Here is a 23,628-nt window from a genome sequence, read left to right on the forward strand (position 1 = left end):
CCGCTTGGTTGCAACGCCAACCAAGCGGCCGCGTGGCCATTGCAGTAGCAATGCTTTGGGTCCGGGCCGTTCTCCCAGTTGCACGAAATTCTCCGGTCTCTCGCCTACCGCAAGTCAGTAATGGCCACGGCATCCATGTCGGTGTACTCGCGGTTTTCGCCGGCCATGCCCCAGATAAAGGCGTAGCTGCCGGTGCCGCAGCCGGTATGGATAGACCAGGGCGGCGAGAGGATGGCCTGCTCGTTGCTCACCCACAGCGGGCGGGTTTTCTGGGGCTCGCCCATCAGGTGCAGCACCCGCTGGCCCTCGGCCAGGTTGAAATACAAGTAGGCTTCCATCCGTCGGTCGTGCACGTGGGCCGGCATAGTATTCCAGACGCTGCCGGGCTTGAGTTGGGTGAGGCCCATCACGAGCTGGCAGCTCTGGATGCCCTCGGCATAAATGTATTTGTTGATGGTGCGCTGGTTGGCGGCTTCCAGCGTGCCCATTTCCACCGGCGTGGCTTCGGCGCGCGTCATGCGCCGCGTGGGGTGGGCGTGGTGGGCCGGGGCCGAAAGAAGGTAGTATTTGGCCGGCTGGCTGGCGTTGTGGCTCACGAATTCCACCCGCTGGCTACCCATCCCAACGTAAAGGCAATCCTGGTGGTCGAGCTCGTAGGTTTCCCCATCAACGAGTATCTGGCCCGGCCCACCGATATTAAGCGCGCCCAGCTCCCGGCGCTCCAGGAAATATTCAGCCTTCAGGCTGGCGGGGCAAGGCAGCGGCAGCGGTGCGGCGCCCGGCTGGGCTCCGCCCACGATCATGCGGTCGTAGTGGGTGTAGGTCAATACCACGTCGCCGGCCACGAACAGGGTTTCAATCAGGAAATTTTCGCGCAGCTCGGCAGTAGACAGTCCCGCCGTTTCGCGGGGGCTGATGGCATATCGTTGGGTCATATTACTGGTTTTTAGATTTTGGTGAGTGGTTTTTGGCGGTTTGCATTTCGGCTTCTGGTACTCTCTTTTTCACTGTTGAGCCAAAAACCATAAACAAGCAACCAAAAGCCAATGCGTTATTTCACCCGCACTTCCAGCGGCGAGGCCAGGCGCTGGGCGAAGTCACGGAGGTAGTTATCCCAGGCGGCGGGGGTGGCAAACTGGCCGCTTTTGGTCCAGCCGAAGCCGGCGTAGTACACCAGCCGGCCGTTGGTGGGCGTGGCCATCACCAGCAGGTGGCTCTGCTCCTTGGCCCGGCTGCGGTGGTCCTGCCAGCTTTGCACGGCCTGCGGGTCGAGCACAATGCCGGTGCCCAGCTGCGAGTCGTCCATCGGCTCCCAGTACCGGAACCAGCCCTGCTTGGGCGCGGCCTTCACGTCGCCCTGCACCCCTTTGGGCTCGGCGTGCAGGGTGGTGCCAATGGTGAAATTGGGCAGCGGCCGGTTGGCGCTGAGCTGCTCCTCGAAACGAGTGAGGTTGCTGCCCAAATCCAGGCTGATGATTTTCTTTTCCTGCACCGTGCGGCCGTTGGCCGACCAGGGCGCGTAGCTCAACTCGAACAGCGTGCGGATGGGGCCGGTGGCCAGGCGCTTGTAGCCGGTGAAATTGCGCGAGACGTACAGCGAGTCGTTTTCCCAGACGCCCGTGCCGCCGAAGCCCCGGCTATTGCCCACATGATAGGGGTCGTAGCCCTCACCCCGGTCCACGTGGTAGTAGCGGTTGTCGGCGGGGTAGCCGCCGTACCATTTATCGATGACGGGGTACGGCACGCGCTTAAGCCAGCAGTCCATGCCGCTGGTGAGCGTGCCGCCCTTTTCCCCGGCTACCACCATGCGCTCGGCTTCGGGCCCGTAGGTGCGGAAAGCTACCCGGTCGTTTTCCCAGGCGTAGTCGTCGGTGCGCTCGGGGGCGAAGCGCGAGTAGGTGGTCAGCTCGGTTTTGGGCTGCTGCGCGGCACCGTCGGGCTGGCACAGCATTGTAAACGTGCGGGTGCCGCCGGCCGCACTGGCCACTTGGAACAGCAGCTCATCCACGGTGCCGTTGCCATCGGTATCCACGGTTTGACTGACGATGAACTGCCCGGTCTGGTTGTCGCGCACCAGCAGGTTTTCGGCCCCGTACCTGGCCAGCAGCGCCTGCAACTGGCCGGCCGGGATGCTTACCGTTTCAGCTGGGCGGGCGAGGGCCAGGGGGTTGCGCACGGTTACCGTGAGCGAGTCGGCCGCCCCGGCAGCGGTGGGCTGTGAACCGGCGCAGGAACTCAGCAGCGCACCGCCAGCCACCAACGGGCCCACCATCCTCAAAACAAGCAAAGAGCAACGCATTCGGATTAGGGTTTAGATTTGGCACCCACGACCCGCGCCCCAGCTACCACCTCGCGGCCGGCGGCCAAGTGCTGCTGGCGCACCAGGGCCTCCATGAAGTAGTAATCGGCGTAGCTCAAGGGCACGTCGATTTCGCTGCCTGCCGGTTTCGAGCCGGTGCTGTGCAGCAGCAGGAAGCCGTGGTTGGTACCGGCCGGAGCCGCATAGTTTTGGGCGAGACTGGCCAGGGTTTTATCGGCCTGCGCGCGGTAGGCAGCTCCCTGCTGGCTGTACGTGCTCAGTTCGTACAGTGCCGAGGCCATAACGGCCCCGGCCGAGGCGTCGCGGGGCTCGTTGGGAATGTTGGGAGCGTTGAAATCCCAGTACGGCACACCGTCGGCGGGCAGGTTGGGGTGGCGGAGCAGGTAGTCGGCCACGCGCTCGGCCTGGGCCAGGTAAGCGGGGTTGCCGGTTTCGCGGTAGCACATGGTGTAGCCGTACAAGGCCCAGCCCTGCCCCCGCGCCCACGCCGACTCGGGCGCGGCGCCCTGGTGGGTGGTGCGCGTGACCACCGCCCCGTTCGCCGGGCTGTAGTCGACCACGTGGTAGGTGCTGTAATCGGGGCGAAAGTGGTTGCGTAGGGTGGTGTTGGCGTGCTGAACGGCAATTTTGTAGAACGACGAGTCGCCCGAGAGCCGGGTAGCCGCGAACAGCAGTTCCAGGTTCAGCATGTTGTCGATAATCACCGGGAAGCCCCACACATCCTGGTGGTGGTCCCAGGAGCGAATGGCCCCGATTACCGGATTGAAGCGGGTGCTCAGCGTGCGGGCCGACGCCAGCAGCACTTCCTTGTAAGCCGGGTCCTGGGTGTAGCGGTAACCGGTGCCGAAGCTGCAGTACACCTTGAAACCCATGTCGTGGGTGGTGCCATTGGTTTTTTCGCCTTCGATGTTGGCCGTGTAGGCGCGGGCCGGGGCCTGCCAGCTGGCGTGGCCGGTGGCCTCACTCAGCAACCAGAGGTAGCCGGGGAAAAAGCCGCTGGTCCAGTCGCGGGCCGGCACCAGCACCAGGTTGCCCTGGGCATCGAGAGTGCGCGGCGACACCAGCGGCGGCTTGCCGGCCGGCGCGGGCCGACTGGCTTGGGCAGCCGGCACCTCGCGCAGCAGTAGCGTAGCCTGCGTTTCGGCCAGGCTTAGGGTGCTGCGCATCGCCGGAACCGGCTTGGTGGCCTGGCAGCCCGCCAGCAGCGGCAGGCTGGAAATCAAGTAAAGAGCACGGCGAAAATTCACGTAGTCAGACTGCTTATGGTGGAGAGGTAACCGCCGCGCGGGGGGGCCTTCAGTTCGGGTTGGCGAGTATCAGTTCAGCCAGATAAGCGGGTGGCGCACGGGCAGGTTGCGCAGCACTTCGGGCACCTGGGGGTTGTGGTCGAGGCGCTGCCAGGTGGTCAGCCATTGGCGGTTGTCGAACCGCCCCGCCCCGAGCACCAGGCTGGGCGGGGCCACCGGCCAGTCGTTCCACTACATCACGTCGTGGGCGAAGGGCCAGGCAGCTTTGTTTTCGATGTAGGGATACAGGAATTCGATGCCGCGCCGGATGCCCCGGCCATCGGGCGTCTGGTAGGCCCAAAGGTCGTCGGTGGGGGTGCTCAGGATGGCACAGAGCGTGGTCATGGCGTCGAGGTTGAACAGGGAGTAGCCGTAGGGTTTGGTGCGCTTGGTTTCAAGCGGGAAGCTGCCATCGAGCGCCATTTGGGTGGGCATCAGCACGGTTTTATAGCGTTTCCGGCAGAAGTCGAGCAGCTCCTGGTTGCCGGTGAGGCGGGCGAAGGCGGCCACCTGCATGGTCCAGCAGGTGCCGTGGTTGTTGGCCGCCTTCATCTCATCGAGGCCGTATTGGTGGGTTGTGAGCCAGGTGAGGTAGCTACCGAACCACTGCTTGATGGCGGCCAGCTCGGGCCCACACTGGAACCCCGCCGCCCCCGCCGCCTCGAACACCCGTACACCCTGGGCCACTTCCAGCAGCTGAATCGTATCAATTACCCCGATGCCGCGCCCCATAAACCGCCCCGAAATGGCCTGCGAATACAGCAGCGAGGGGTTCATGAGGGTGGCCGGGTCGAGGAACCAGGCCCGCAGGTGCAGCAGCGCGTGGCGGGCGTACCGCTCGTCGTGGGTGAGCTGGTAGGCCGAGGCCAGCGCCCCGATCAGGCGGCTGAACCGGATCATGGCCCGGCGGTGGGCCACGAAGTTGGCGGGGTTGGTCTGGCCATCGCGCTGCACGTAGGGGCCGCCGGGGTTGGCCGGGTCGGGCCACCAATAGTCGCCTTCGGAGAAGAAATCGTGGGGGCCCCCGGCGCTACGAACCGCTACGCTGTCGGTTACCGTGCGCGGCGCTTCTCGCAGGGCTAGGTTGGCCTCGGCCAGCACCTGGGCCCGCAGTGTGCGCGTCACCAGTTGCTTTAGCGGCCCCGATTGGTTGGTGCTGACCGGAATCTTGCTTGCGCAACCAGTGGCGAGCACACCATTCAGCAGGCAGCAAAATAGGGTCAGCGTTTTCAACATAGGGGGTTGTTAATAATCGGCGCAGGGTGGTTAATGATGTACTTCGTGATTTTGGCGAAGCTCATCGCGTTGGACTGCTTCGCCGCCAGCGCCAAAATTTCCTGGCTGTTCACCACGCCCGACTGCCGGAACGCCGTCGGCGGAGGGGTAGGGCTTAGTGGAAGAATTGGCGCAATACGCTGCTGGCACTCCGCGGTAGTTGGCAGCACGCTGGCCGCGAGGCCCGTGCGCAGCAGCGCAGGCAGGAAGGCAAACAGAGACCTAGCACTGGTGGGAAAAGCGAACAAAACGAGCTGACAAGGCAGCCAGTGCCACCGGATTAAGGCTCCTGCCACGCTTAAATGTAGGCCTCCTCGCCCCCGATACCCTGCAAACGGCCGGGTTTATTTACGGAATCGTTTGCAGGGTTTGGCCTTGCGCAACCCGCGTGTGGCTCCCTTCCCTTAGCCTCTCTACAACGCCAGCACTGCCGTGGGCAAACCGGGCGACTGCACGGCCACCGTGGTCTGCCCGGGCGTGGCTTCGAGGCGGATAATGGCCCGGCCGTTGTACGCCTGCACCTTGCTGGAGCCGCTGCTGGTGCCCAAATCGTCGTGCAGGCGGCCTTCGCCGGCCAGCGAGAAACGCAGCCAGTTGGCGGCGTCGAGGCAGGGCACGCCTTGGGCGTCGAACAGCTGGGCCTCCACGGTTACCAGACCGTTGGCGTCGGCGGTTTTGGTGAGCGTGAGGCGGGCGGGGGCAGTCCACTTTTCGGTTTGGTAGCGGAAGCTAATCTGGTCCTCGACTCGCTGCTTGCCCTGGTAAGCCACTACCCGCACCTGGTTGGCTCCGGTTGCGAACGGTACCCGCCAGTGCAGTCCGGCAGCCGGGAAGTCTTGGCTGGCGCGGGTTTTCAGGCCGTAGCTTTTGCCGTTCACAAACAGCTCGGCCCGCTCGCAGTTGGAGTACACTTTCACCAGCTTCAGCTCGCTTTCCTCACCCCAGCGCACCGGCCACGAGTGCCCGTATATGTGGGCCATCGGAACGGTCGTCCAGTACGACTGAAACACGTAGTACGCCTCCTTGGGCGTGAAATCGCGCTCCACCACGCCTTTCTGGTTCATGTAGGGAACGGGGTTGTCGGGCCGCACCGGGGTCGAGAAATCCTTGAACGGCCAGTAGGCCGCGCCGCTGAGCCAGGGCATAGTTTCCTGCTCCTTGAGGTGCCAATCCACGAGGTTGCAGAGGTAGGTTTCGCTCCAGTCGCCGTCCTTCGATACGCGGGCGCTGCCGCCAAATAGCGAGGCATCGCCCGAGCGCTCATCAGCGCCTTGGCCGGCGGCTATTTTGGCCAGCGCGTTGTCGGGGTTTTCGGAGTGCCGGCCGGCGTGGCTGTCGCCGCCCCATTCTACGTGCAGGAAGCGTTTTACCTGCTTGAATTCTTCCTCCGTGACGGCCTTGTAGTCGGTATAGATGCCGCGGTACCAACCGGCCCAAATCGAGGGCGAATACACGTCGGGAATGTCCTTGGCAAAGTCGCAGCGGCGGATGGCGGTGTAGCGGCTGGCGTCGAGCTGGTGGGCCAAATCGTTCAGATCCGTCATGAAGGCGCGAATCTTCTGCTTGTCGAACTCGGGGAAGTCGTTGGGCCAGTCGTTCTCGTTGCCCAGCCCCCAGATGATAACGGCCGGGTGGTTGTAGTGCTGCTGCACCATATGGGTCATCATGCGCTTGGCCTGGGCCTGGTACACCGGCCCGCCCAGTCCGCCCCGGCACCACGGAATCTCCTCCCACACCACAATGCCCAGCGAGTCGCACAGGTTCAGCACAATGCGCGACTGTTGGTAATGGCCCAACCGGATAAAGTTGACACCCATCTGCTTCATCAGCCGCATTTCCTGACGAATCATCGGCTCGGTCATGGCGGCGGCTACCCCGGCATGGTCCTCGTGGCGGTGGGTGCCGCGCAGCAGCAACCGCTGCCCGTTGAGCTTGAATGGTCCTTTCTCTACGAACTCTATGTGCCGGAACCCGACCAGCGCGGTCTGGTGCCAAGCCTGCTTGCCCTCCCCCACCGTCACTTCCACGGCGTACTGGCGCGGGGCTTCGGGCGACCATAGCTGGGGCTTTTTCACGGTGAAATCAGTTACGGCTACCTCGCCGGCCGCCGCGCGCACCGAGCCGCGGTACTGGCCCACGGCCTTGCCCCGCGGGTCGAGCAGCCGCACAGTTACCGGCGCGGCCGTACCCGCGGGTACAATAGCCGGAAAGGCTATTTTCAGGCTCAGCGCACCGGTTTTACCGGCGGCATCGGTTACGGCATGGGCCATGAGCCGCTCGGCATACAGAGCGGGCTCGTAGGTCAGGTTGAGGTAGCGGTAGAGGCCCCCGTAGATATTGAAATCCGACAAATCCGACGGTATCATCTCCAGGTCGCGGGAGTTGTCGCAGCGGATGCTAAGCGGAATTTTACCCTTGAACTGCTTTTGGTAGGCCTCAGTCTTTTGAAAATCGGCCACGGCCTCGGTGATGTCCACCGTCCACTCGTCGTAGCCGCCCACGTGGGAGCCCACTTTGGTGGTATGAATGTACACCTCGGTTTTCTGGCCCGCGCCCTCGAAGTGCAGCAGCGTGCGGCCGCCCGCGTAGGGGTTTTGCACCGCCAACTGGGTACGGTACCAGCCGGGGCCCTGGTAGTAGTTCACGTCGGGGTCCACGGCATCAAGGGCGTTGAAGCAATGGGGCAGCGTAACAGGCGTCCAGAGCGGCACGGTTTCAGGCGAGCCCGCCACGGCGGGCCGCACCGCCTCCCAAATGCCGCCTAAATCGCCGCGTACATACTCCCAGCCAGTGTTGAGGCGCGTTTGCTGCTGAGCGCTGGCTGGGCGGCTACCGAGGCAGCAGACTACCAGCAGCAGCAAGCATTGGAGGAATTGGCAAGGAAATAAAGGTTTTCTCATGTTAAATATCAGAATGTCCTGCCGCGCAGTCCGCAGCACGCTCCTGCTTAAATTTGTTACTGCTTGCTGGTGCTGAACTTATTAGTCTATCCGCTTTACCTGGATGCCATTGAGTACGGCTTCACCTGTCGTGGCTTTAAAATCTAAGGTGATGCCTTGGCCACGCCGTACGTTCACCTGCAGCTTGAAGCTGGTGGCCTGCAGCGGTACCAAGTACTGGTCGGGGCCCAGCCTAGACAAGGTACGCTGGCCGTTCAGCCATACATCGAAGCGGCGGGCAGTGGGGGCCGGGGCCACCGGGCCATCGTTTTTGGCCAAGTTGTACACCAGCTGCTCAGCGGGCGGGGCGACTTCCAACTCCGCAAAGTACAGCGTGACTTCGTACTGCCCGGCCGGCACGTCCAGGCGAAACTGCGTGAGTCCCACGCGCTGGGTTTCAAATAGGGCATCGTAGTCCGTGCCCTGGATGTTGCGGTCGGAGCCGTAGGGCAGGCGCTTGCTGGGCAGCACGTAGGGATGGCCGCCCACGTAGCCCCAGCCGCCGGGCGTGTACGGCTGCTCGGGCAGCCATACCTGATGCAGCCGGGCATCGGAGAAGTAGCGCTGGTCCCCGAGGCTCACATTCAGCTCGGTAAAGGGCAGTTTTTTCGACTCCAGAATGGTTGGAATAAGCTGGAACTCGATGTCGGCCTGGTCAGTAATGGCCTGGCCGGCGGCCCGTGCCGTGAGCTGGTTCAGGCCCGCGCCGAACGGGACGCTGAACCGCGCCACGCCGCTTTGCACGGCGCGAGTGCCCAGCGTTTGCCCGTTCAGGAGCAGCTCCACGGTGGGTTGGTTGCTGTACACCTCCACCGGCTGGCGGCAATGCAGCGAATCGGCACTGGTCGCGCTACCGGCGCGCAGATTCCAGGCGCGGGAGCCAATTTTCACGAAGGGCGCCTGCCGCAGCCGGGCCTGGTAGAACAGGTAGGCGTCTTTGGGCTGCCGGTCGGCCGTGAGCAGGCTTTTGTTGTTGATATGGGGCACCGCTTCTTCCCGACTTTCGGAACTGAATTCGGCCAGGTTCCACACGGCACTGCCCGCCACGAAGGGCCGGCTCAGGATGTGCTGGAGGTAAAACTGGTGGTAGCTGTTGGCGTACTCCGTCGTCTTGTCGAAGCGCAACGGCTGGAACGAGTGCAGCCGGGCATCGGCATCGGCCCCGTACTCGGTTACCAGCATGGGCTTGTCGGGCAACTCGCGCCGGTGGCGGTCCAGGAAGGCGGGCAAACCCTCTAAATCGGGCGAATACCAGCCGGGGTAGAGGTTCCAGCCCACTATCATCGGGATGTTGGTCAGCCCCGCCTGCTGGTAGAGGTCGAAGGCCCCGTGGTTGACGAGCATGGTGTAGCGGCTCGGGTCTTCGCGCCGGGTCAGGGCGTCGAGCTCCCGGGCCAGCGCGGCCACGCGGCCGATATACGCCTGGCCAGCCGCGTTGTCCTTGGTCAGGCCGGTGGGCAGGCGCAGCAGCACCTCATTCATATAGGCCCAGATAATAACAGAAGGATGGTTGAAGTTCTGGCGCACCATCTCGGTCTGCATGGTTTTGCAATGCTCGAAAAAGGCCGGCGAGTCCGTAATGGCGTTCACCACCGGAATTTCGACCGAAGCCAAGATGCCCAGCCGGTCGCAGGCCGCCAGCACGGCGGGGTCCTGCGGGTAGTGCGAAACGCGCAGAAAATTGCCGCCCATCTGCTTCAGCAACTGCACGTCCTGCTCGGCCAGAGCATCAGGCAGGGCGTTGCCCAGGCCGGGAAAATCCTGGTGGCGGTTGGTGCCGATGAGCTTCAGCGGCTGCCCATTGAGGAAAAAACCCGTGGCCGCATCAAAACGAAACCAGCGCAAGCCCAGCGGGCTGCTCACCGCATCGAGCGCCTGCTCCTGCCCGGCCTCGCGCACCGTGGCCGTAACGTGGTACAGGTAGGGGTCGGCAGGCGACCAGAGGTGGGGCTGGCGCAGCTTGTCGAAGGTGTGGCGCACGCCTAGCTTCTGCCCGGCGGCCAGGGTGTGACTGCTACGCTGCCGGGCCACCACCTGCCCTTCGCGGTCGGTCAGCTCGGTTAGCACCGTCAGCCGGCGGGGGGCCGATGTTTCATTAACGACGGTCCCCTTCACCTCTACGGTGGCACTTGCCGCCGATACGGCGGGCATATGCACGAACAGGCCGCTGGAAGCGTAATCAGCCAGTTCAAAATGGACCGGATTGGCAGCCAGCAGGTACACGTCGCGGTACAGCCCACCGAAGAAGGTGAAGTCGGCCGATAGCGGGGGCAAGTCGGGATTGTGGCGGTTATCGACTTTAACAACTACCTCGTTGGTTGCCCCCTCACCAAAGCGCAGCCACCGGCTGATGGGGAAGCGGAAGGCCGTGTAGCCGCCAGCGTGCTGCCCGGCTAACTGCCCGTTCACGTACACCTCGGCTTCCTGGCCGGCACCCTCGAAGTGCAGGTAAACGCGGCGGTTCTGCCAGTCGGCCGGTACGTGCAAGGCTTTCTTGTACCAGCCGGCGCCGCGGTAGTAGCCGGGCTCATCGTCGAGCACGTCGGCCGCATTCCAGGTGTGGGGCACAGATACTTTCTCCCAACCGGTGGCCCCGCCCGGCGCCCGGGCGTAGTCGGTGCCATTGGCTTTGCGAAACAGCCAGTTGGAATTGATGGACTGTTGCTGCCGCTCCTGGGCCGTCGCCGGCCTGGCCAACAGCAACAGCAGCCCAACGCAAAGCCCAACGACTACGCACAGTCGGCGCCAGCAGCAGAATTCTACCGGTTCAGCCATCAAAATAAGTTCGTGCGAAGGCCTAGCTCCAGCCCCCGCAACTCGGCAAGGCCCCGCAGGCGCCCGATAGCGGAGTAGCCGGGGTTGGTTTGCTGGTGCAGGTCGTTGAGCATCTGGTGGCCGTGGTCGGGCCGCATGGGCAGGCGCGCCTGCCGTTGGTCCATTACGGTCAGCAGTTCACGCATCACGGCCGGCATATCCACGTCGCCTTCCAGGTGGTTGTCCTCGTAGAAGTCGCCTGCGGCGTTGCGGCGGGTGCTGCGCAGGTGCACGAAATGGATGCGGTCGGCGAACTGGCGCACCATGCCGGGCAGGTCGTTATCGGGCCGCACCCCAAACGAGCCAGTGCAGAAGCACAGGCCGTTGCTGGGCGAAGGCACGGCCGCGAATAGGGCCGCCACGTCGTCAGCGGTGCTCAGCACCCGTGGCAACCCCAGAATCGGGTACGGTGGGTCGTCGGGGTGGATGACCAGCCGGATGCCGCCTGCTTCCGCCACCGGCGCAATGGCCGCCACGAACGCTACCAGGTGCCGCCGCAGCTGGGCCGCGTCGATGGTGCGGTACGCATCCAGGGCCTGCTGAAACTGGACCAGCGTGAAGCTTTCCTCGCTTCCGGGCAGGCCCGCGATGATGTTGCGCTGGAGCTGCTGCTGCTCTTCGGGGCTCATATCGGCCAGCCGCTGCCGGGCCGCCGCCAGCTCGGCGGGCGCGTACTCCTGGGCGGCGCCGGGCCGCCGCAGCACCAGCGCATCGAAGGCCACGAAGGCGGCGCGCTCGAAGCGCAGGGCCCGCGCGCCGTCGGGCAGCTCGTAGCTCAGGTCGGTGCGGGTCCAGTCGAGCACCGGCATGAAGTTGTAGGTCACGGTTTCGATGCCGCAGGCCGCTAGGTTCCGCAACGAATCCTGGTAGTTGGCCACGTACTGCTCGTAGCCGGGTGCCTGGGTTTTGATGCTCTCGTGCACCGGCACGCTTTCCACCACGCTCCAGCGCAGGCCGGCCGCCGCAATTTCGGCCTGCCGGGACTGGATTTCGGCTACCGGCCACACCGCGCCGTTGGGCAAATGGTGCAGCGCCGTTACCACGCCCGTGCAGCCCGCCTGCCGGATATCGGCCAGCGAAACCGGGTCGGCGGGCCCGAACCAGCGCATAGTTTGCTCGAGGCCGCAAACTTGTTTTTGCTGTGTCATGCGCCTAGTTAAACGCCGCCAAAAATCGAGAAGCCACCATCCACGCAAATCATGGAGCCGGTGACGAAGCGGGAGGCGTCGCTGAGCAGCCACACCAGGGCCCCTTGCAGCTCCTCGGGCTGGCCGAAGCGCTGGAAAGGCGTCTGGCGGATGACTTTGCCGCCGCGCTCGGTAAAGGTGCCGTCGGGGTTGGTGAGCAGATCGCGGTTTTGCTCGGTGAGGAAGAAGCCGGGGGCCAGCGCGTTCATGCGGAGCTTGTCGGCATAGCGGTTGGCCATTTCCACCGCAAACCACTGGTTGTAGCAATCGACGGCGGCCTTGCCCATGTTGTAGCCCAGCACCTTCGTAATGGCCCGCTTCGAGTTCATGGAGGAGATATTGACGATGCTGCCGTTGCCCGATTCGGCCAGCAGCGGCCCGAACACCTGGGTCGGCAGCACGGTGCCCCACAAGTTGAGGTCCATCACCCGCTTCATGCCCTCAATGTTCATATCGAACACGTCGGCCTCGGGGTCGAGCACGCCGTCGGGGGCATTACCGCCGGCCCCGTTCACGAGGCCATCGAGGTGGCCGAAGGTGGTGCGCACCAATTCGGCGGCGGCCCGCAGCTGGGTTTCGTCGAGCACATCGGCCACCAGGGCCAGGGCCCGGCCGCCCTGTTCGGTAATGGCGCGGGCGCGCTGCTCGGCCACTTCGGCGTTGCGGCCCAGAATGCCCACGGCCCCGCCGGCGGCCACGATGCCCGCGATAAAGGCTTCGCCCAGAATGCCCGTGCCGCCGGTTACCACGATTACTTTATCCCGGAGAGAAAACTGTTCCGTCATCTTCAGTTGAGTAGTTGTATTGATTTTGATGGTTGCTTACTGGTTTTTGAGTGGGAGGTTATTGTTGCCGGCCAGACGCAGCAAATGCCTTTGGCCTTAACCGAGCCTTCAAAACCGCGCATCATAAGCTCCAGGGCAAGCGAACTTCGGCTGGATACCGGGCGAAAACCTGCGCCACCGGCAAGGCAGGGTAGTACGAGCAAACCCGGTCGTAGATGGCCAGGATGGTGCGGTTACTGGGTGGCGCTACGTCGGGCTTCTCGGGCTGGCGCTGGCCCAGTAAGTAGGGTGCAAACCAGGCCACGGCCGGCCCTACCCCGCTCCCATCGGGCGTGCGGTAGTGCCAGAGGTCGAGGCCCAGCGGTTGGGCCAGAATAGCCAGCTTCACCCAGCCTTCCAGATTCATGGAGGTGTAATTCCAGGGCCGGGTGCGCTCCAACTCCAGCGGCTGGGCGCCGTCGGGGGCAAATTGCACGCCGATGCGGGGCAGCGTTTGGGTCTGAAGCGTGGTGCGGGCCAGCGCCTCATCCCCCGTAAACCGGGCAAAGTCCACGACTTGCAGGTCGTAGAAAGTCCCGTGATTATTCTCGCTGCCCCGCTCCTGCAGCCCGATGGGGCTGGTAGTCAGCCAAACGGTAAACTGTCGGAACCAACCGCGCAGCCCCTCGGTCAGCTTATCATCGGCGGCTTGGCTGCCGTGCAACAAAGCCAGCGCGTCGGGAATGTCGGTGAGGTGGCGGGTTTCGATGATGCCGAAGCCCCGGCCCGGCGCGGTACCCGGAATGCCCTGCCCATAGTTCAGGTTGGGGTTCATGCGGGTGGCGGGGTCCAGAAAAAACGCCCGCAGCAGCCGGGCCGCCTGCGCGGCGTAGGCTTCCTTCCCACTGAAATAATACGCCAATCCTAGCAGCCGCGCCGCTTGGCATACCTGGCCCAACCGGGCCGCATCGTGCATGTTGGCCGACTCCGGATTCCGGAGCCCGTCCTTACGCAGGTAGGGCTTGCCATCGGGCTTGCTGGGGTCGGCCCACCAGTATGGCGCCTGCGAGAGATAATCGTGCTTGTCGCCGCTGGGCGGCAGTTGGGGTTTGCTAGTGATGGGGTCGGGGGCCTTGGTCAGCGCCTGGTCGGCCTCGGCCAGCAGGGCTTTCACGGCCCCGGCTTCCGCCGGCCGGCCCTGGCGGTAGGCGGTTTTATAGGCTGCCAGCGCGGCACTATCGAGCAGCAGCAGCCGGGGCGGGCGAGCTGCCGCGGTGGCGGTCAGAGTAGCCAGCAGCCCCGCCAACAACAGGAGCAACCCACGCATCAGAAGCCGGGGTTCTGCACAATGTTCGGGTTCAGGGCTATTTCGGCCTGCGGAATTGGGTAGAGCAGGTAATTGTCGGGCACCACGCGGTTTAGCACAGCTTTCTCTACCTGTTGCAGCCGGTTCAGGCGTAGCAGGTCGTTGCGGCGGTGGCCTTCTTGCACGAGTTCCCAGGCCCGTTCCTGCACCAGCAGATCGACGAACGCGGCCTTCGAGCTGGCTGTGGTAGGCAGCGGCGCAACGCCAGCGCGGGCGCGCACCTTGTTAATGCCTTGGTACTTGGTGGCGTCGCCGGCGTTAAGGTTATTGAGCGCTTCGGATTGCAACAACAACACGTCGGCGTAGCGTAGAATCAACCAGTTCACGCGCGAGTCGTTACCAATACGCTTGTCGTCGCGAAACTTGTTGAAGTAGTACTGCGACAGGGTGGCCGTACCAGCCTTGTTGGTCAGGTTCCAGTCCTTGCGCACATCGCCCGCCTTGTAGGACTTCACGAACTCGTCGGTGGCAGCAAACGAGCCGAAGCCGCCCGAAGCGGGAGCCAGATACTGCCGCACGATAATGTTGCCTGTGTTGGGAGGCAGATCGAACTGCACGGAGAAGATGTGCTCGGGTCCGTTTTCCTTATCGGGCGTAAAGGCGTCGCCGTAAGTGGGCAACAGGCTGTAGAGGCCCGAGTTGATAACGCGGTTGGCAGCGGCCAGTGCCTCCTGGTTGTCGCTGGCCTGAGCCTCGGGTAGGCTGGCGCGCGTCAGATACACCTTGGCTAGCAGCGCCGCCGCTGCCCCACTCGACACCCGCCCCTTGCTGGTGGCCGGAATCTTGTTCTCGGCGAAGGTATTGGCTTCGGCAAATTTCAGGTCTTCAATAATCTGGTTGTACACCTCGGCTACGGGCGTGCGGGCGCGGCGCAAATCGTCGTTGGGACCCTTGATAGGTGCCAGAACCAAGGGCACGGCCCCGAAACTGCGCACCAAGTCGAAATACCCCATTGCCCGGATAAAGCGGGCGTTGCCCACGATATTATTCTTGCTCACCTCATCCATTTTGATGGCCGGCACCTTCTCAATCACGTCGTTGGCCCGGCTGATCATCAGGTAGTTGTTCGTCCACCAAAACGAGATTTCGCCGTTGTTGGGCGTGTACGTGAATCGGTTCAGCTCGGCCCGGTCGCCGGTGGTAGCGCCTACTACTTCCAGGTACTCGGCCGGTATCTCCCCAATCAGCCAAGCCGTACGCCCGAACAAGCGCTGCTGCTGCATAATGGAAAATGCGCCGTTGAGGCCCGCAATGGCGTCGCCTTCATTCTGGTAAAAGTTGGTGGCCGTGAGAAAGTCGTAGGGTTTCTCCTCCAGGAATTTCTCGCAGGAGGAGACCAGCAGACTGAGGGAAAAAAGGCTGAGAAGAAGGATCTTCTTTTTCATGACAATCAGATAATAAGAAACAGAGTGGGAAGGGGGCCAGCCGGCTGTCGGCCGCTAGAAGCCAATGCGGACGCCGGCAATGAACATGCGCGAGGTAGGAAAGGAATTGTAGTCGGTGTTCAAGCTCAGGTTGGAGGCCCCGAAGGAGTTAACTTCCGGGTCGAAGCCCGAATACTTGGTGATGGTAACTAGGTTCTGGGCCGTCACGTACACGCTGGCTCCCTTCACGCTGTTCTGGAAGCGGACCGGCACCGGCACGGTGTAGGCCAGGGTTACTGTTTTTAGGCGCACGAAGCTGCCATCCTCCACCACGTCGCTGGTGATGCCGGTGTTGCGGCGCAGCACGCTGTTGGCCTTCGGAATGGTGTTGCTGGTGCCGGGCCCGGTCCAGCGGTCGAGCACGGCCTTTACCTTGTTGGGGGCCACAAAGCCCGATTCGAGCTCGTAGCGGTTCAGGTTCAGCACGTCAGCGCCCTCGACGCCCTGGATAAACAGCGTCAGCGTCAGCGGGCCGTAGCTCAGGTTGTTAGTCACGCCGTAGATAAACTTGGGCTGGGCCTGGCCCACAATCTGGCGGTCGTTGCCATCAATCTTGTTATCGCCGTTCAGGTCGGCGTAGCGCGGGTCGCCGGGGCGCACATTGGTCGTGATGCCGCTGGCGTCGATTTCCTGCTGCGTCTGCCAGATGCCCAGAAACTGGTAGCCGTAGAAGGCCCCAATGGGCTCGCCCACGCGCAGCACGCCGGTGTTGCCGGTAGCGCCCGGAAACACGCTGGAGCTCGACTCCCCCACGAACCGCTGGTACTCGCCAGCCAGGTCCAGAATTTTGTTGCGGTTGAGCGAGAAGTTCAGGTTGGTGTTCCAGCCAAACTTGCCCGCGTCTACGTTTACCGTGTTCAGGCCCAGTTCGAAGCCCTTGTTCTGCACGCTGCCCGCGTTCTGCAGAATGCTACTGAAGCCCGTGGTGGGTGGTACCGACACTTGCAGCAGCAGGTCGGTGGTTTTCTTGTAGTAGTAGTCCATGGTTAGGGCCAGCCGGTTTTTCAGAATGGCCACGTCGAGGCCCACGTTGGTCGTGGCCGTCGACTCCCAACTAAAATCGGGGTTGAACAGGTTGGAGGCAGCCAGCCCTACCAAGCGGGTGCTGCCGGCGGTATAGGCATTCAGGCCGTAGCGGGCCAGCGACTGGTAAGAGCCGATTTCCTGGTTGCCGGTCACGCCGTAGCTGGCACGCACCTTTAGGTCGCTGAACACTGGCAGCTCCTTCATGAAGCGCTCATCGATGATGCGGTAGGCCACGGCCGCCGACGGGAAGTAGCCCCACTTGTTGTTGGCCCCGAAGCGTGAAGAGGCGTCGGCGCGCATTGTGAAGGTGAACAGGTACTTTTCGAAGAGGCGGTAGTTGAGCCGCCCGAAATAGGAGGTGAGCGTGTTGGCACTGCGGTTGGAGCTAGGCGTGAGCAGGTTGGCCCCGATGCCCAGGTCGTCGACGCCCAGGGCATCGGTAAACAGGTTGGTAACGGCCGAGCTGAAACCCTCGTTGTTGAACTTCTGGAAGGTGAGGCCGCCCACCACATTCAGCGCGTTGTTGGGGTTGAACTGACGGTCGTAGGTTAGCGTATTTTCGTTCAGCCAGCTGTAATTGTTGGCCGAGCCCTTAAAGGCGAAACCGTTGGTATTCTGCCCCTGAAACACGGTGGAGGGGATGTACTGGTTTACCTGGTTGTTGTACAGGTCGGTGCCGCCGGCAATGCGCAGTTTCAGGCCTGGAATAATTTCGTAGATGCCGGCCACGTTCAGCAGGCCACGCAACGTGGTCTGCTCATTGGTCACCTGCTCGGCGTAGGCCACTGGGTTGCCCCCGATTTCTACGTAGGGCTGGGGCTGGTTATCGAGGGTGTAATTGCCGTTGGCGTCGCGCACGGGTACGGCCGGATTAAAGCGCAACGCGTCGAGCACCGTGCCGCCTTGGCTGCCGCCATTGGTGTTCACGTTGGCACGCTGTTGCTGAGTACGGGCCAGCTGGCTCGTAAAATTGACACTGATCTTGTTGCTCACCTTGCGGTCGAGGTTCAGGCGTACCGTACCGCGCTGAAAGCCCGAGTTGATGATGATGCCCTCCTGATCAAAGTAGTTGAAGCTCAGGTTATAGCGCGTATCGGTGGTACCGCCGTTGAAGCCCAACTGGTAATTACCCACGCGGGCTGTGCGGAAAATCTCTTTCTGCCAGTCGGTGCCCTCACCCAGGGTAGCAATCTGCTCGGGCGTGTAGGGCAGCGCCCGTTGAGCGGTGTTCTCCTGGTTGTTCAGCGTCTGCACGTCGTTGAGGTAGGTGGCGAACTCGCGGGCGTTGAGCAGCTCGTAGGGGTTGCGCACCTTGCTGATGCCGGTGTAGGACTCGAAATTAACCGTGTTCTGGCCGGCAGTGCCCTTCTTGGTCGTGATGATTACGACCCCGTTGGCCCCCCTGGAGCCGTAGATGGCCGTCGCCGAGGCATCCTTGAGCACCTCCACGCTCTCAATGTCGCTGGGATTGATCGAGTTCAGGTCGCCGGCCCCGGGAAAGCCATCGACCACGAACAGGGGCTGGTTGCCGGAGTTGATGGAGTTAGTACCCCGGATGCGAATCGACACCCCACCGCCGGGCTCGGCGTTGGTTTGCGTCACCTGCACGCCACTTACCCGGCCCTGCAGAATCTGCTCGGGGCGAGTAATGGGCGTCTCGGCAATCTGCTCGGCCGAAATGGATGCCACCGAACCCGTGATGTCGCGCTTACGCTGGGTGCCGTAGCCCACTACCACCACATCATTAAGGGTAGTGGTTTGTTCAGCAAGCTGAACAGTAACCGGCGCGGAGCCGGTTACCGGGACCTCCTGGCTCTGGAAGCCGACATAGGAAAATACCAGCACGGGGTTCTCCACCGTCGTGTTTACTACGAACGTTCCATCGCTATTGGTGCTGGCTCCTTCGGTCGTGCCTTTCACGATGACCGTTACGCCAGGCAGGCCCGTTCGGTCGGTAGCACTCACTACCCGGCCGGTTAGCTGCCGGCTCTGAGTTTGGGCCTGGGCCGTGAGGGCCCCAAGCGTAACGAGTGGAACCAGTAGCAACGTAGATGTGCGCATAGGATGTGGGAGTTAGATGGGAAACTGGTCAGCCAATTACCGGAATCAGGCGGCGTAAATGCGGCGTTTGCCGGGATTTATTCACGGAAACGATTCCGCAACGGGGTCACAATGGCACTCACCTTATCCCGATTGCATTTTTCTAATTGCCAGTTCAGTTATCCGGCCCCAAACTGCCTGGTTGCGAGCCCGCCAGCCGGGGCCAGTTGCCGCCGTTGGGTGAGCCCTCACCCACCACGCTACTCATCCGGAAAAAAATGCCTAATTTCCGTTTCCTATGAGCTCCGTCAACCTCAAGCAACTAGCCCAGGCCCTCGATTTGTCCGTCTCCACGGTTTCGCGGGCCCTCAACGACAGCTACGAAATCAGTGCCGCCACCAAGGAGAAAGTGCAACTGCTGGCCACCCAACTCGGCTACCAGCCTAACCCCTACGCCAGTAGTCTGCGCCGGCAACAGAGTAGAACGATAGGCGTTATCATTCCGGAGGTAGCCAACAACTTCTTCTCGCTGGCCATTAACGGCATCGAGGAGGTAGCCCGACAGAATGGCTACCACGTACTTATCTATCTCACCCACGAAACCTTTGCCCAAGAACAAACTATCGTCCAGCACCTGGCCAACGGTCGGGTCGATGGTATCCTCATCTCGGTATCGGGCGAAACCCAGGACGCGGCCCATTTCGCCAAACTGCGCGAGCTAAACCTGCCCACCGTATTTTTTGACCGGGTGTGCGAGGAAGTGGCCACGGCCAAAATCACGACCGACGATTACGACAGCGGCTATCGTGCGACCCGTCATTTGCTTGACATGGGCTGCCGGCGCATTATGCACCTCACTCTGGCCCACCATCTTTCCATTGGCCAGAAGCGCATGCGCGGCTACCTCGACGCCCTGCGCGACGCCGACCTGCCCTTCGATGATACCCTGCTGATTCGCGGCGGCCCCAACGCGGCCCAGAACACGGCCCACGTGCGGCAGCTGCTGGAACAGGACGCCCACATCGACGGAATCTTTGCTTCGGTCGAAAGCCTGGCTATTGCCGGCTACCGGGCCTGCCATCAGGCTGGCCGGCGCATCCCTAACGACGTGAAAATCATCGGCTTTTCCAACCTCGAAATGGCTGATCTGCTCGATCCACCCCTTACCACCATCCGGCAGCCAGCTTACGCCATCGGCAAAGAGGCCGCCACCCTCCTGTTCCGGGCCCTGCTGAAGAATCAACCCATTCTGGCTAGCCAGAGCTTGGAGTTGAAATCGGAACTGGTGGTGCGCGCCTCCACGGGCGGCTAAGGCTACTAGCATCATTCAGGTGCTGGGTCGCCACTCGGAACTGCACATAGCGGCTATTCATCGGGTCGATGACAAAGTGGACAGCGAACTTTCCCCAGTCCAAACTTAGCACCAAGTGCAAGTGCCATAAAACGGTGAATTAAGTAGTTGTGCTCGTTTAGATAGCGTGCGGTAATTGTGCCCTTGGTCCTTATCCCAAAAGCGGTTACAGTTTCAGTCAACGTTCACTTACTTGTATAGCCCCAACATGAGGAAGTCGGATCTTAAATCCAGCTAACGGCGCTTTTCCGCCACTGGGTGCAGACAAATTCATTTGGCGTGAGGCCGTGTAAGATCTTTAGCCGTTTGGCGTGGTTGCAGGCCAGCAAAAAGGCTTGGAGGTGTTTGTTGAGTTCATGCGTCGTCTGATAGTAGAAGCGCTGGACGTTGGCCTTTTTGATCCTACGATTCATGCATTCGACCTAACTATTAGTACATGGGTGGGCCGGCTTCGTAAGAAAATACTAGATGCCATGTAAGTGGCAGACGCAGCCAAAACTGTGCTCGCCTGGTAACAACGGATGCACTTGCGACCCAGACTGAACGCCGTTGTCTGTCAAAACCTTGTGTACTATATAGTGCAGCTTATCAGGTACACAACCTAGAAACTCAGCGGCCACGACGCACTTGGCATGTGAATCGAGTTTGGCAAACGCTACTCCGCTGGTCCGGTCGATGGTCACAAACACATCCTGCTGGCCTTCCTGGCTACGTACTTCTGCAAACCGATGGGCAGATAGCCAATGAGGCAGTACTAGAATTTCTTTTTAGGCTGACTTTGACCCTCCGCAGGTAGCAGCAAGCGGTTGATGCCGTACTGCTGCAGACAGCGATATAGCATCGAGCGCGAGAGTTAAGGCATAGTGGCCTGCCAAGCATACAGCCAATCGTCGAAGGGCAATGGGGTGTGTTTTCTGGACGCCAAAATGATTGCCTCTTGCGCGAGCGTCAGCACGGTAGAGCAGAATACCAGCCCCATAGCCGCATCCATTGTCATCATGCATTTGCGCCACTTAGCGACTGTTTTGGGTTTAATACCGTGGCGGCTGACTTATCCTTATAGGCTTTCCTGACTACGTTGGCCAGCGGCCCGTATTGCCGAAGTTGTGCGGGCGCTGCCGTGGAGCACTTTGCCAATAAGTGAGTAAAAAATCTAAAGCTTAAAGTTTTAATTCTATATAAAATACAATTACTAAGCAACAAATAATACCCCTATTGTTGCAAATGTTCATGTCACCTCATCATTCCGGCTGTTGGCTTATTTGACCATAATTTCGAATGATTCCTTCGCTCGGATATCGGTCGAGGAGCTGCCGATGAGTACCTCAAACCGGCCCGGCTCCACCACGCGGTTCATGCTTCGGTCGAGCAGGGCCAGATCGTCGGGGCGCAGGGTGAAGCGGACGGTCTTCTTCTCGCCGGGTTTTAGAGCCACGCGTTCGAAACCGCGCAGCTGGCTGTCGTAGGTGACGACGCTGCTGAGCACGTCGCGCAGGTAGAGTTGCACCACTTCATCGCCCGCCACGGGGCCGGTGTTGGCCACGTCCACTGCTACTTCAATTAGGGCCTGGGGGGCGGCCTGGCGGGGCGACACCTGCAGGTTGGAATAGGCGAAGGTGGTGTAGCTCAGGCCGAAGCCGAAGGGATAGAGCGGGCCGTTGGCGCTGGTGCGGCCGCCGCCATTGGGGTCGCCGGCGCTGGGCTGGCCGGCCTGCGAGCCGGGCTTGAAGGGGAAGTTGAACTCAATCTGGCCGGTGCTTTTGGGAAAGGTTATGGGGAGCTTGCCGCCGGGGTTATAGTCGCCGAACAGAGCCTCGGCCACGGCCCGCCCGCCCGAGGGCCCCGGGAACCAGGCCTCCAGGATGGCGGGCACGTTGCGGTCGGCCCAGTTGATGGTGAGCGGCTGGCCGTTGATGAGCACCAGCACCACCGGCTTGCCCGTGGCGTGCAGGGCTTCGAGCAGCTGCTGCTGGCGGCCGGGCAGTTCCAGCGAAGTGCGCGAGAGGCTTTCACCCACGGCTTTATCGGTTTCGCCCAGCACGGCCACAATCACGTCGGCGTCGCGGGCCTTGGCCACAGCCTGCGCGATGCCCACCTGCTCGGCTGCGGTCAGGGGCGTGGGCACCAGTTCCGTGTCGGGCCAGCCAGGCGAAAGGGCCACGCAGCCCTGCTCGTACTGCACGGTGAGGCCCGGCCCGGCAGCGGCCTGCAGCCCCTGGAGTACGGTGGTCACGGGGTTGTTCGAGGGCCCGTAGCGGCTGATGGCATGGCTGGCTTCGGCTGCCAGCGGACCGGTAACCAGGATGTTTTTCAGTTGGCTTTTTCGCAGTGGCAGCAGGCCCTTGTCGTTTTTCAGCAGCACCAACGACTCCCTATTGAGCTGCAGCGCGAAGGCGTCGTCGGCGGGGGTGTGCACGATTTTGTCGGCCCGTTGCGGGTCAGCCACGTAGGGCTGGTCGAAGAGGCCGAGGCGGAACTTCACGCTCAGCACCTCGCGCACCCGCTGGTCGAGGGTGGCGGTAGAAAGGCGGCCGCTGTTCACCAGCGTGCGCACGTTGGTGATGTACTCGGCGGGGCTGTAGAAGTTGGTCCACACGTTCAGGCCGGCTTCCATCGCCTGCCGGGTGCCGTCTTGGAAGTCGGTGGCCACGCGGTGCTTTTCGTGCAGAAACTCCACCGCCCGGCTGTCCGACACCACGTAGCCGTCGAAGCCGTACTGCTGGCGCAGCAGCTCGGTGAGGAAGTAGTGGCTGCCGCTGATGGGCAGGCCGTCCCAGTCGTTGTAGCTGCTCATCACGCCCAGCGGGTGGGCCTCCTGAATTACGCGCCGGAACGGGTAGAGGAAGATGTCGTGCAGCTCGCGCGGGGCCACGTGCGGGTCGGTGCGGGCGTTGCCGTCGCGCCCACCTTTGGGCACGCTGTACACGGCGTAGTGCTTGAGTGTGGAAGCCACGCCCTGGCTCTGCACGCCCAGCACCATTTGCTTGCCCAGCTCGGCGATGAGGAAGGGGTCTTCGCCATAGCACTCCACCACCCGTCCCCAGCGTGGGTCGCGGGCAGGGTCTAGGATAGGCACGTACACGTTGGTGTAGCCCAGGGCTTTGGCTTCGCGGCCCACGGTTTCGCCGGCCTGGCGCACCAGCGCCCGGTTCCAGGTACTCCCCGTGCCGATGGGCGCGGGCAACGGCGTGGCGCGGTCGTGGCACAGCCCGTGAATGCCTTCGTTGGTAAAGTCGACGGGAATGCCCAGCCGCGTTTCTTCCACGAACCAGTGCTGGATGGTGTTGATGGCCGCCGCGTGCCGGCTGAACGGGTACGAGTACTTGGTCAGGGCCTTGGGGGTTTCGCGGAGGCTATTCAGCTCCTCGTCGATGTTGGCGATGCCGTCTTTCCAGATTTCGTTTTTCCAGCCGGGCGTGGGCATCTCGTCCTTCAGCACCCGCCCGTAGCCGTAGAGCGTGGCCAGTTGGCAGGATTTTTCAGCCAGCGTCATCTGCCCAATAAGGTCATCGAGGCGCTTTTCCAGCGGCTGCGCTACATCCTCGAACACGTCGCGCCGGCCGTTTTTATTAAAGTCCGTCCAGCCTTTGTGATAGATACTCTTTTGCGCCTGCGCCGTCAAGCCGGTGGCTAGAGCCCCAAATAGTAACCCAAGAGTACGGATGTGCATGGCAGGAACGACCAACTGGCTGACGAGGGGAAGTTGGCCCGCAAGTACACGAAAGCGGGCGGCACTGGAAAGGCTTGGTTGGCTGCCCGCCACCCTTTTTTACGCAAACGTTTACGCCAGGGCGGCGCGTGCTTGCTGGTGGGGATTCCACAATGAAACCCGGAGC

The 23,628-nt window shown here is 62.2% G+C and carries 15 protein-coding genes; 1 reads left to right on the forward strand and 14 read right to left on the reverse strand.

The genetic code is table 11. The features are described 5' to 3' along the window. Positions 1-104 precede the first annotated feature (104 nt). From kduI to CDA63_RS07825, 13 genes are all read right to left on the reverse strand, one after another. A complete protein-coding gene (gene kduI / locus CDA63_RS07770; RefSeq protein ID WP_088463884.1) occupies positions 105-935 on the reverse strand; it encodes a 5-dehydro-4-deoxy-D-glucuronate isomerase in 831 nt (276 codons plus the stop codon). 116 nt (positions 936-1,051) lie between these two features. Then, positions 1,052-2,272 (reverse strand): DUF4861 domain-containing protein, encoded by a 1,221-nt coding sequence (locus tag CDA63_RS07775; protein WP_242434601.1) that lies wholly within the window; start codon positions 2,270-2,272, stop codon positions 1,052-1,054. A gap of 32 nt (positions 2,273-2,304) precedes the next feature. Continuing rightward, positions 2,305-3,567 (reverse strand): glycoside hydrolase family 88 protein, encoded by a 1,263-nt coding sequence (locus CDA63_RS07780; protein WP_242434602.1) that lies wholly within the window; start codon positions 3,565-3,567, stop codon positions 2,305-2,307. A 69-nt stretch (positions 3,568-3,636) separates the two neighbouring features. Then, positions 3,637-3,783, reverse strand: a complete 147-nt coding sequence (locus CDA63_RS21310) for a hypothetical protein (protein ID WP_242434603.1) — start codon at positions 3,781-3,783, stop codon at positions 3,637-3,639. Between the two features lie 15 nt (positions 3,784-3,798). After that, positions 3,799-4,842 (reverse strand): alginate lyase family protein, encoded by a 1,044-nt coding sequence (locus tag CDA63_RS07785; RefSeq protein ID WP_242434604.1) that lies wholly within the window; start codon positions 4,840-4,842, stop codon positions 3,799-3,801. Continuing rightward, positions 4,836-5,129: a hypothetical protein gene (locus tag CDA63_RS07790; protein ID WP_088463886.1), complete on the reverse strand. Its 294-nt coding sequence runs from the start codon at positions 5,127-5,129 to the stop codon at positions 4,836-4,838. The genes CDA63_RS07785 and CDA63_RS07790 overlap by 7 nt, the downstream gene beginning before the upstream one ends. A gap of 165 nt (positions 5,130-5,294) precedes the next feature. Next, positions 5,295-7,742 (reverse strand): glycoside hydrolase family 2 TIM barrel-domain containing protein, encoded by a 2,448-nt coding sequence (locus CDA63_RS07795; RefSeq protein WP_242434605.1) that lies wholly within the window; start codon positions 7,740-7,742, stop codon positions 5,295-5,297. 120 nt (positions 7,743-7,862) lie between these two features. After that, positions 7,863-10,517 carry a glycoside hydrolase family 2 TIM barrel-domain containing protein gene (locus CDA63_RS07800; protein WP_242434606.1) on the reverse strand — a complete coding sequence of 885 codons (2,655 nt, stop codon included), beginning with the start codon at positions 10,515-10,517 and terminating at the stop codon, positions 7,863-7,865. Between the two features lie 77 nt (positions 10,518-10,594). Continuing rightward, positions 10,595-11,782, reverse strand: a complete 1,188-nt coding sequence (gene uxuA / locus CDA63_RS07805) for a mannonate dehydratase (protein WP_242434607.1) — start codon at positions 11,780-11,782, stop codon at positions 10,595-10,597. An 8-nt stretch (positions 11,783-11,790) separates the two neighbouring features. Beyond that, positions 11,791-12,606 (reverse strand): SDR family oxidoreductase, encoded by an 816-nt coding sequence (locus CDA63_RS07810; protein WP_088463889.1) that lies wholly within the window; start codon positions 12,604-12,606, stop codon positions 11,791-11,793. A gap of 121 nt (positions 12,607-12,727) precedes the next feature. After that, on the reverse strand, positions 12,728-13,912 hold the full coding sequence (locus CDA63_RS07815; protein ID WP_088463890.1) for an alginate lyase family protein: 1,185 nt from the start codon (positions 13,910-13,912) through the stop codon (positions 12,728-12,730). Next, positions 13,912-15,336, reverse strand: a complete 1,425-nt coding sequence (locus tag CDA63_RS07820) for a RagB/SusD family nutrient uptake outer membrane protein (RefSeq protein ID WP_088463891.1) — start codon at positions 15,334-15,336, stop codon at positions 13,912-13,914. The genes CDA63_RS07815 and CDA63_RS07820 overlap by 1 nt, the downstream gene beginning before the upstream one ends. Positions 15,337-15,390: 54 nt before the next feature. After that, positions 15,391-18,462, reverse strand: coding sequence for a SusC/RagA family TonB-linked outer membrane protein (locus CDA63_RS07825; RefSeq protein ID WP_088463892.1), 3,072 nt, complete (start codon positions 18,460-18,462; stop codon positions 15,391-15,393). 277 nt (positions 18,463-18,739) lie between these two features. On the opposite strand from CDA63_RS07825, the gene CDA63_RS07830 reads away from it, so the two are divergent. Further along, complete coding sequence (locus CDA63_RS07830; protein ID WP_088463893.1) at positions 18,740-19,753, forward strand: LacI family DNA-binding transcriptional regulator; 1,014 nt, start codon at positions 18,740-18,742, stop codon at positions 19,751-19,753. Between the two features lie 1,297 nt (positions 19,754-21,050). On the opposite strand, the gene CDA63_RS07840 is transcribed toward CDA63_RS07830, so the two are convergent. Further along, on the reverse strand, positions 21,051-23,462 hold the full coding sequence (locus tag CDA63_RS07840) for a glycoside hydrolase family 3 C-terminal domain-containing protein (protein ID WP_088463894.1): 2,412 nt from the start codon (positions 23,460-23,462) through the stop codon (positions 21,051-21,053). Positions 23,463-23,628 lie beyond the last annotated feature (166 nt).

This window comes from Hymenobacter amundsenii, from assembly GCF_002204745.1.
GTDB lineage: Bacteria > Bacteroidota > Bacteroidia > Cytophagales > Hymenobacteraceae > Hymenobacter > Hymenobacter amundsenii.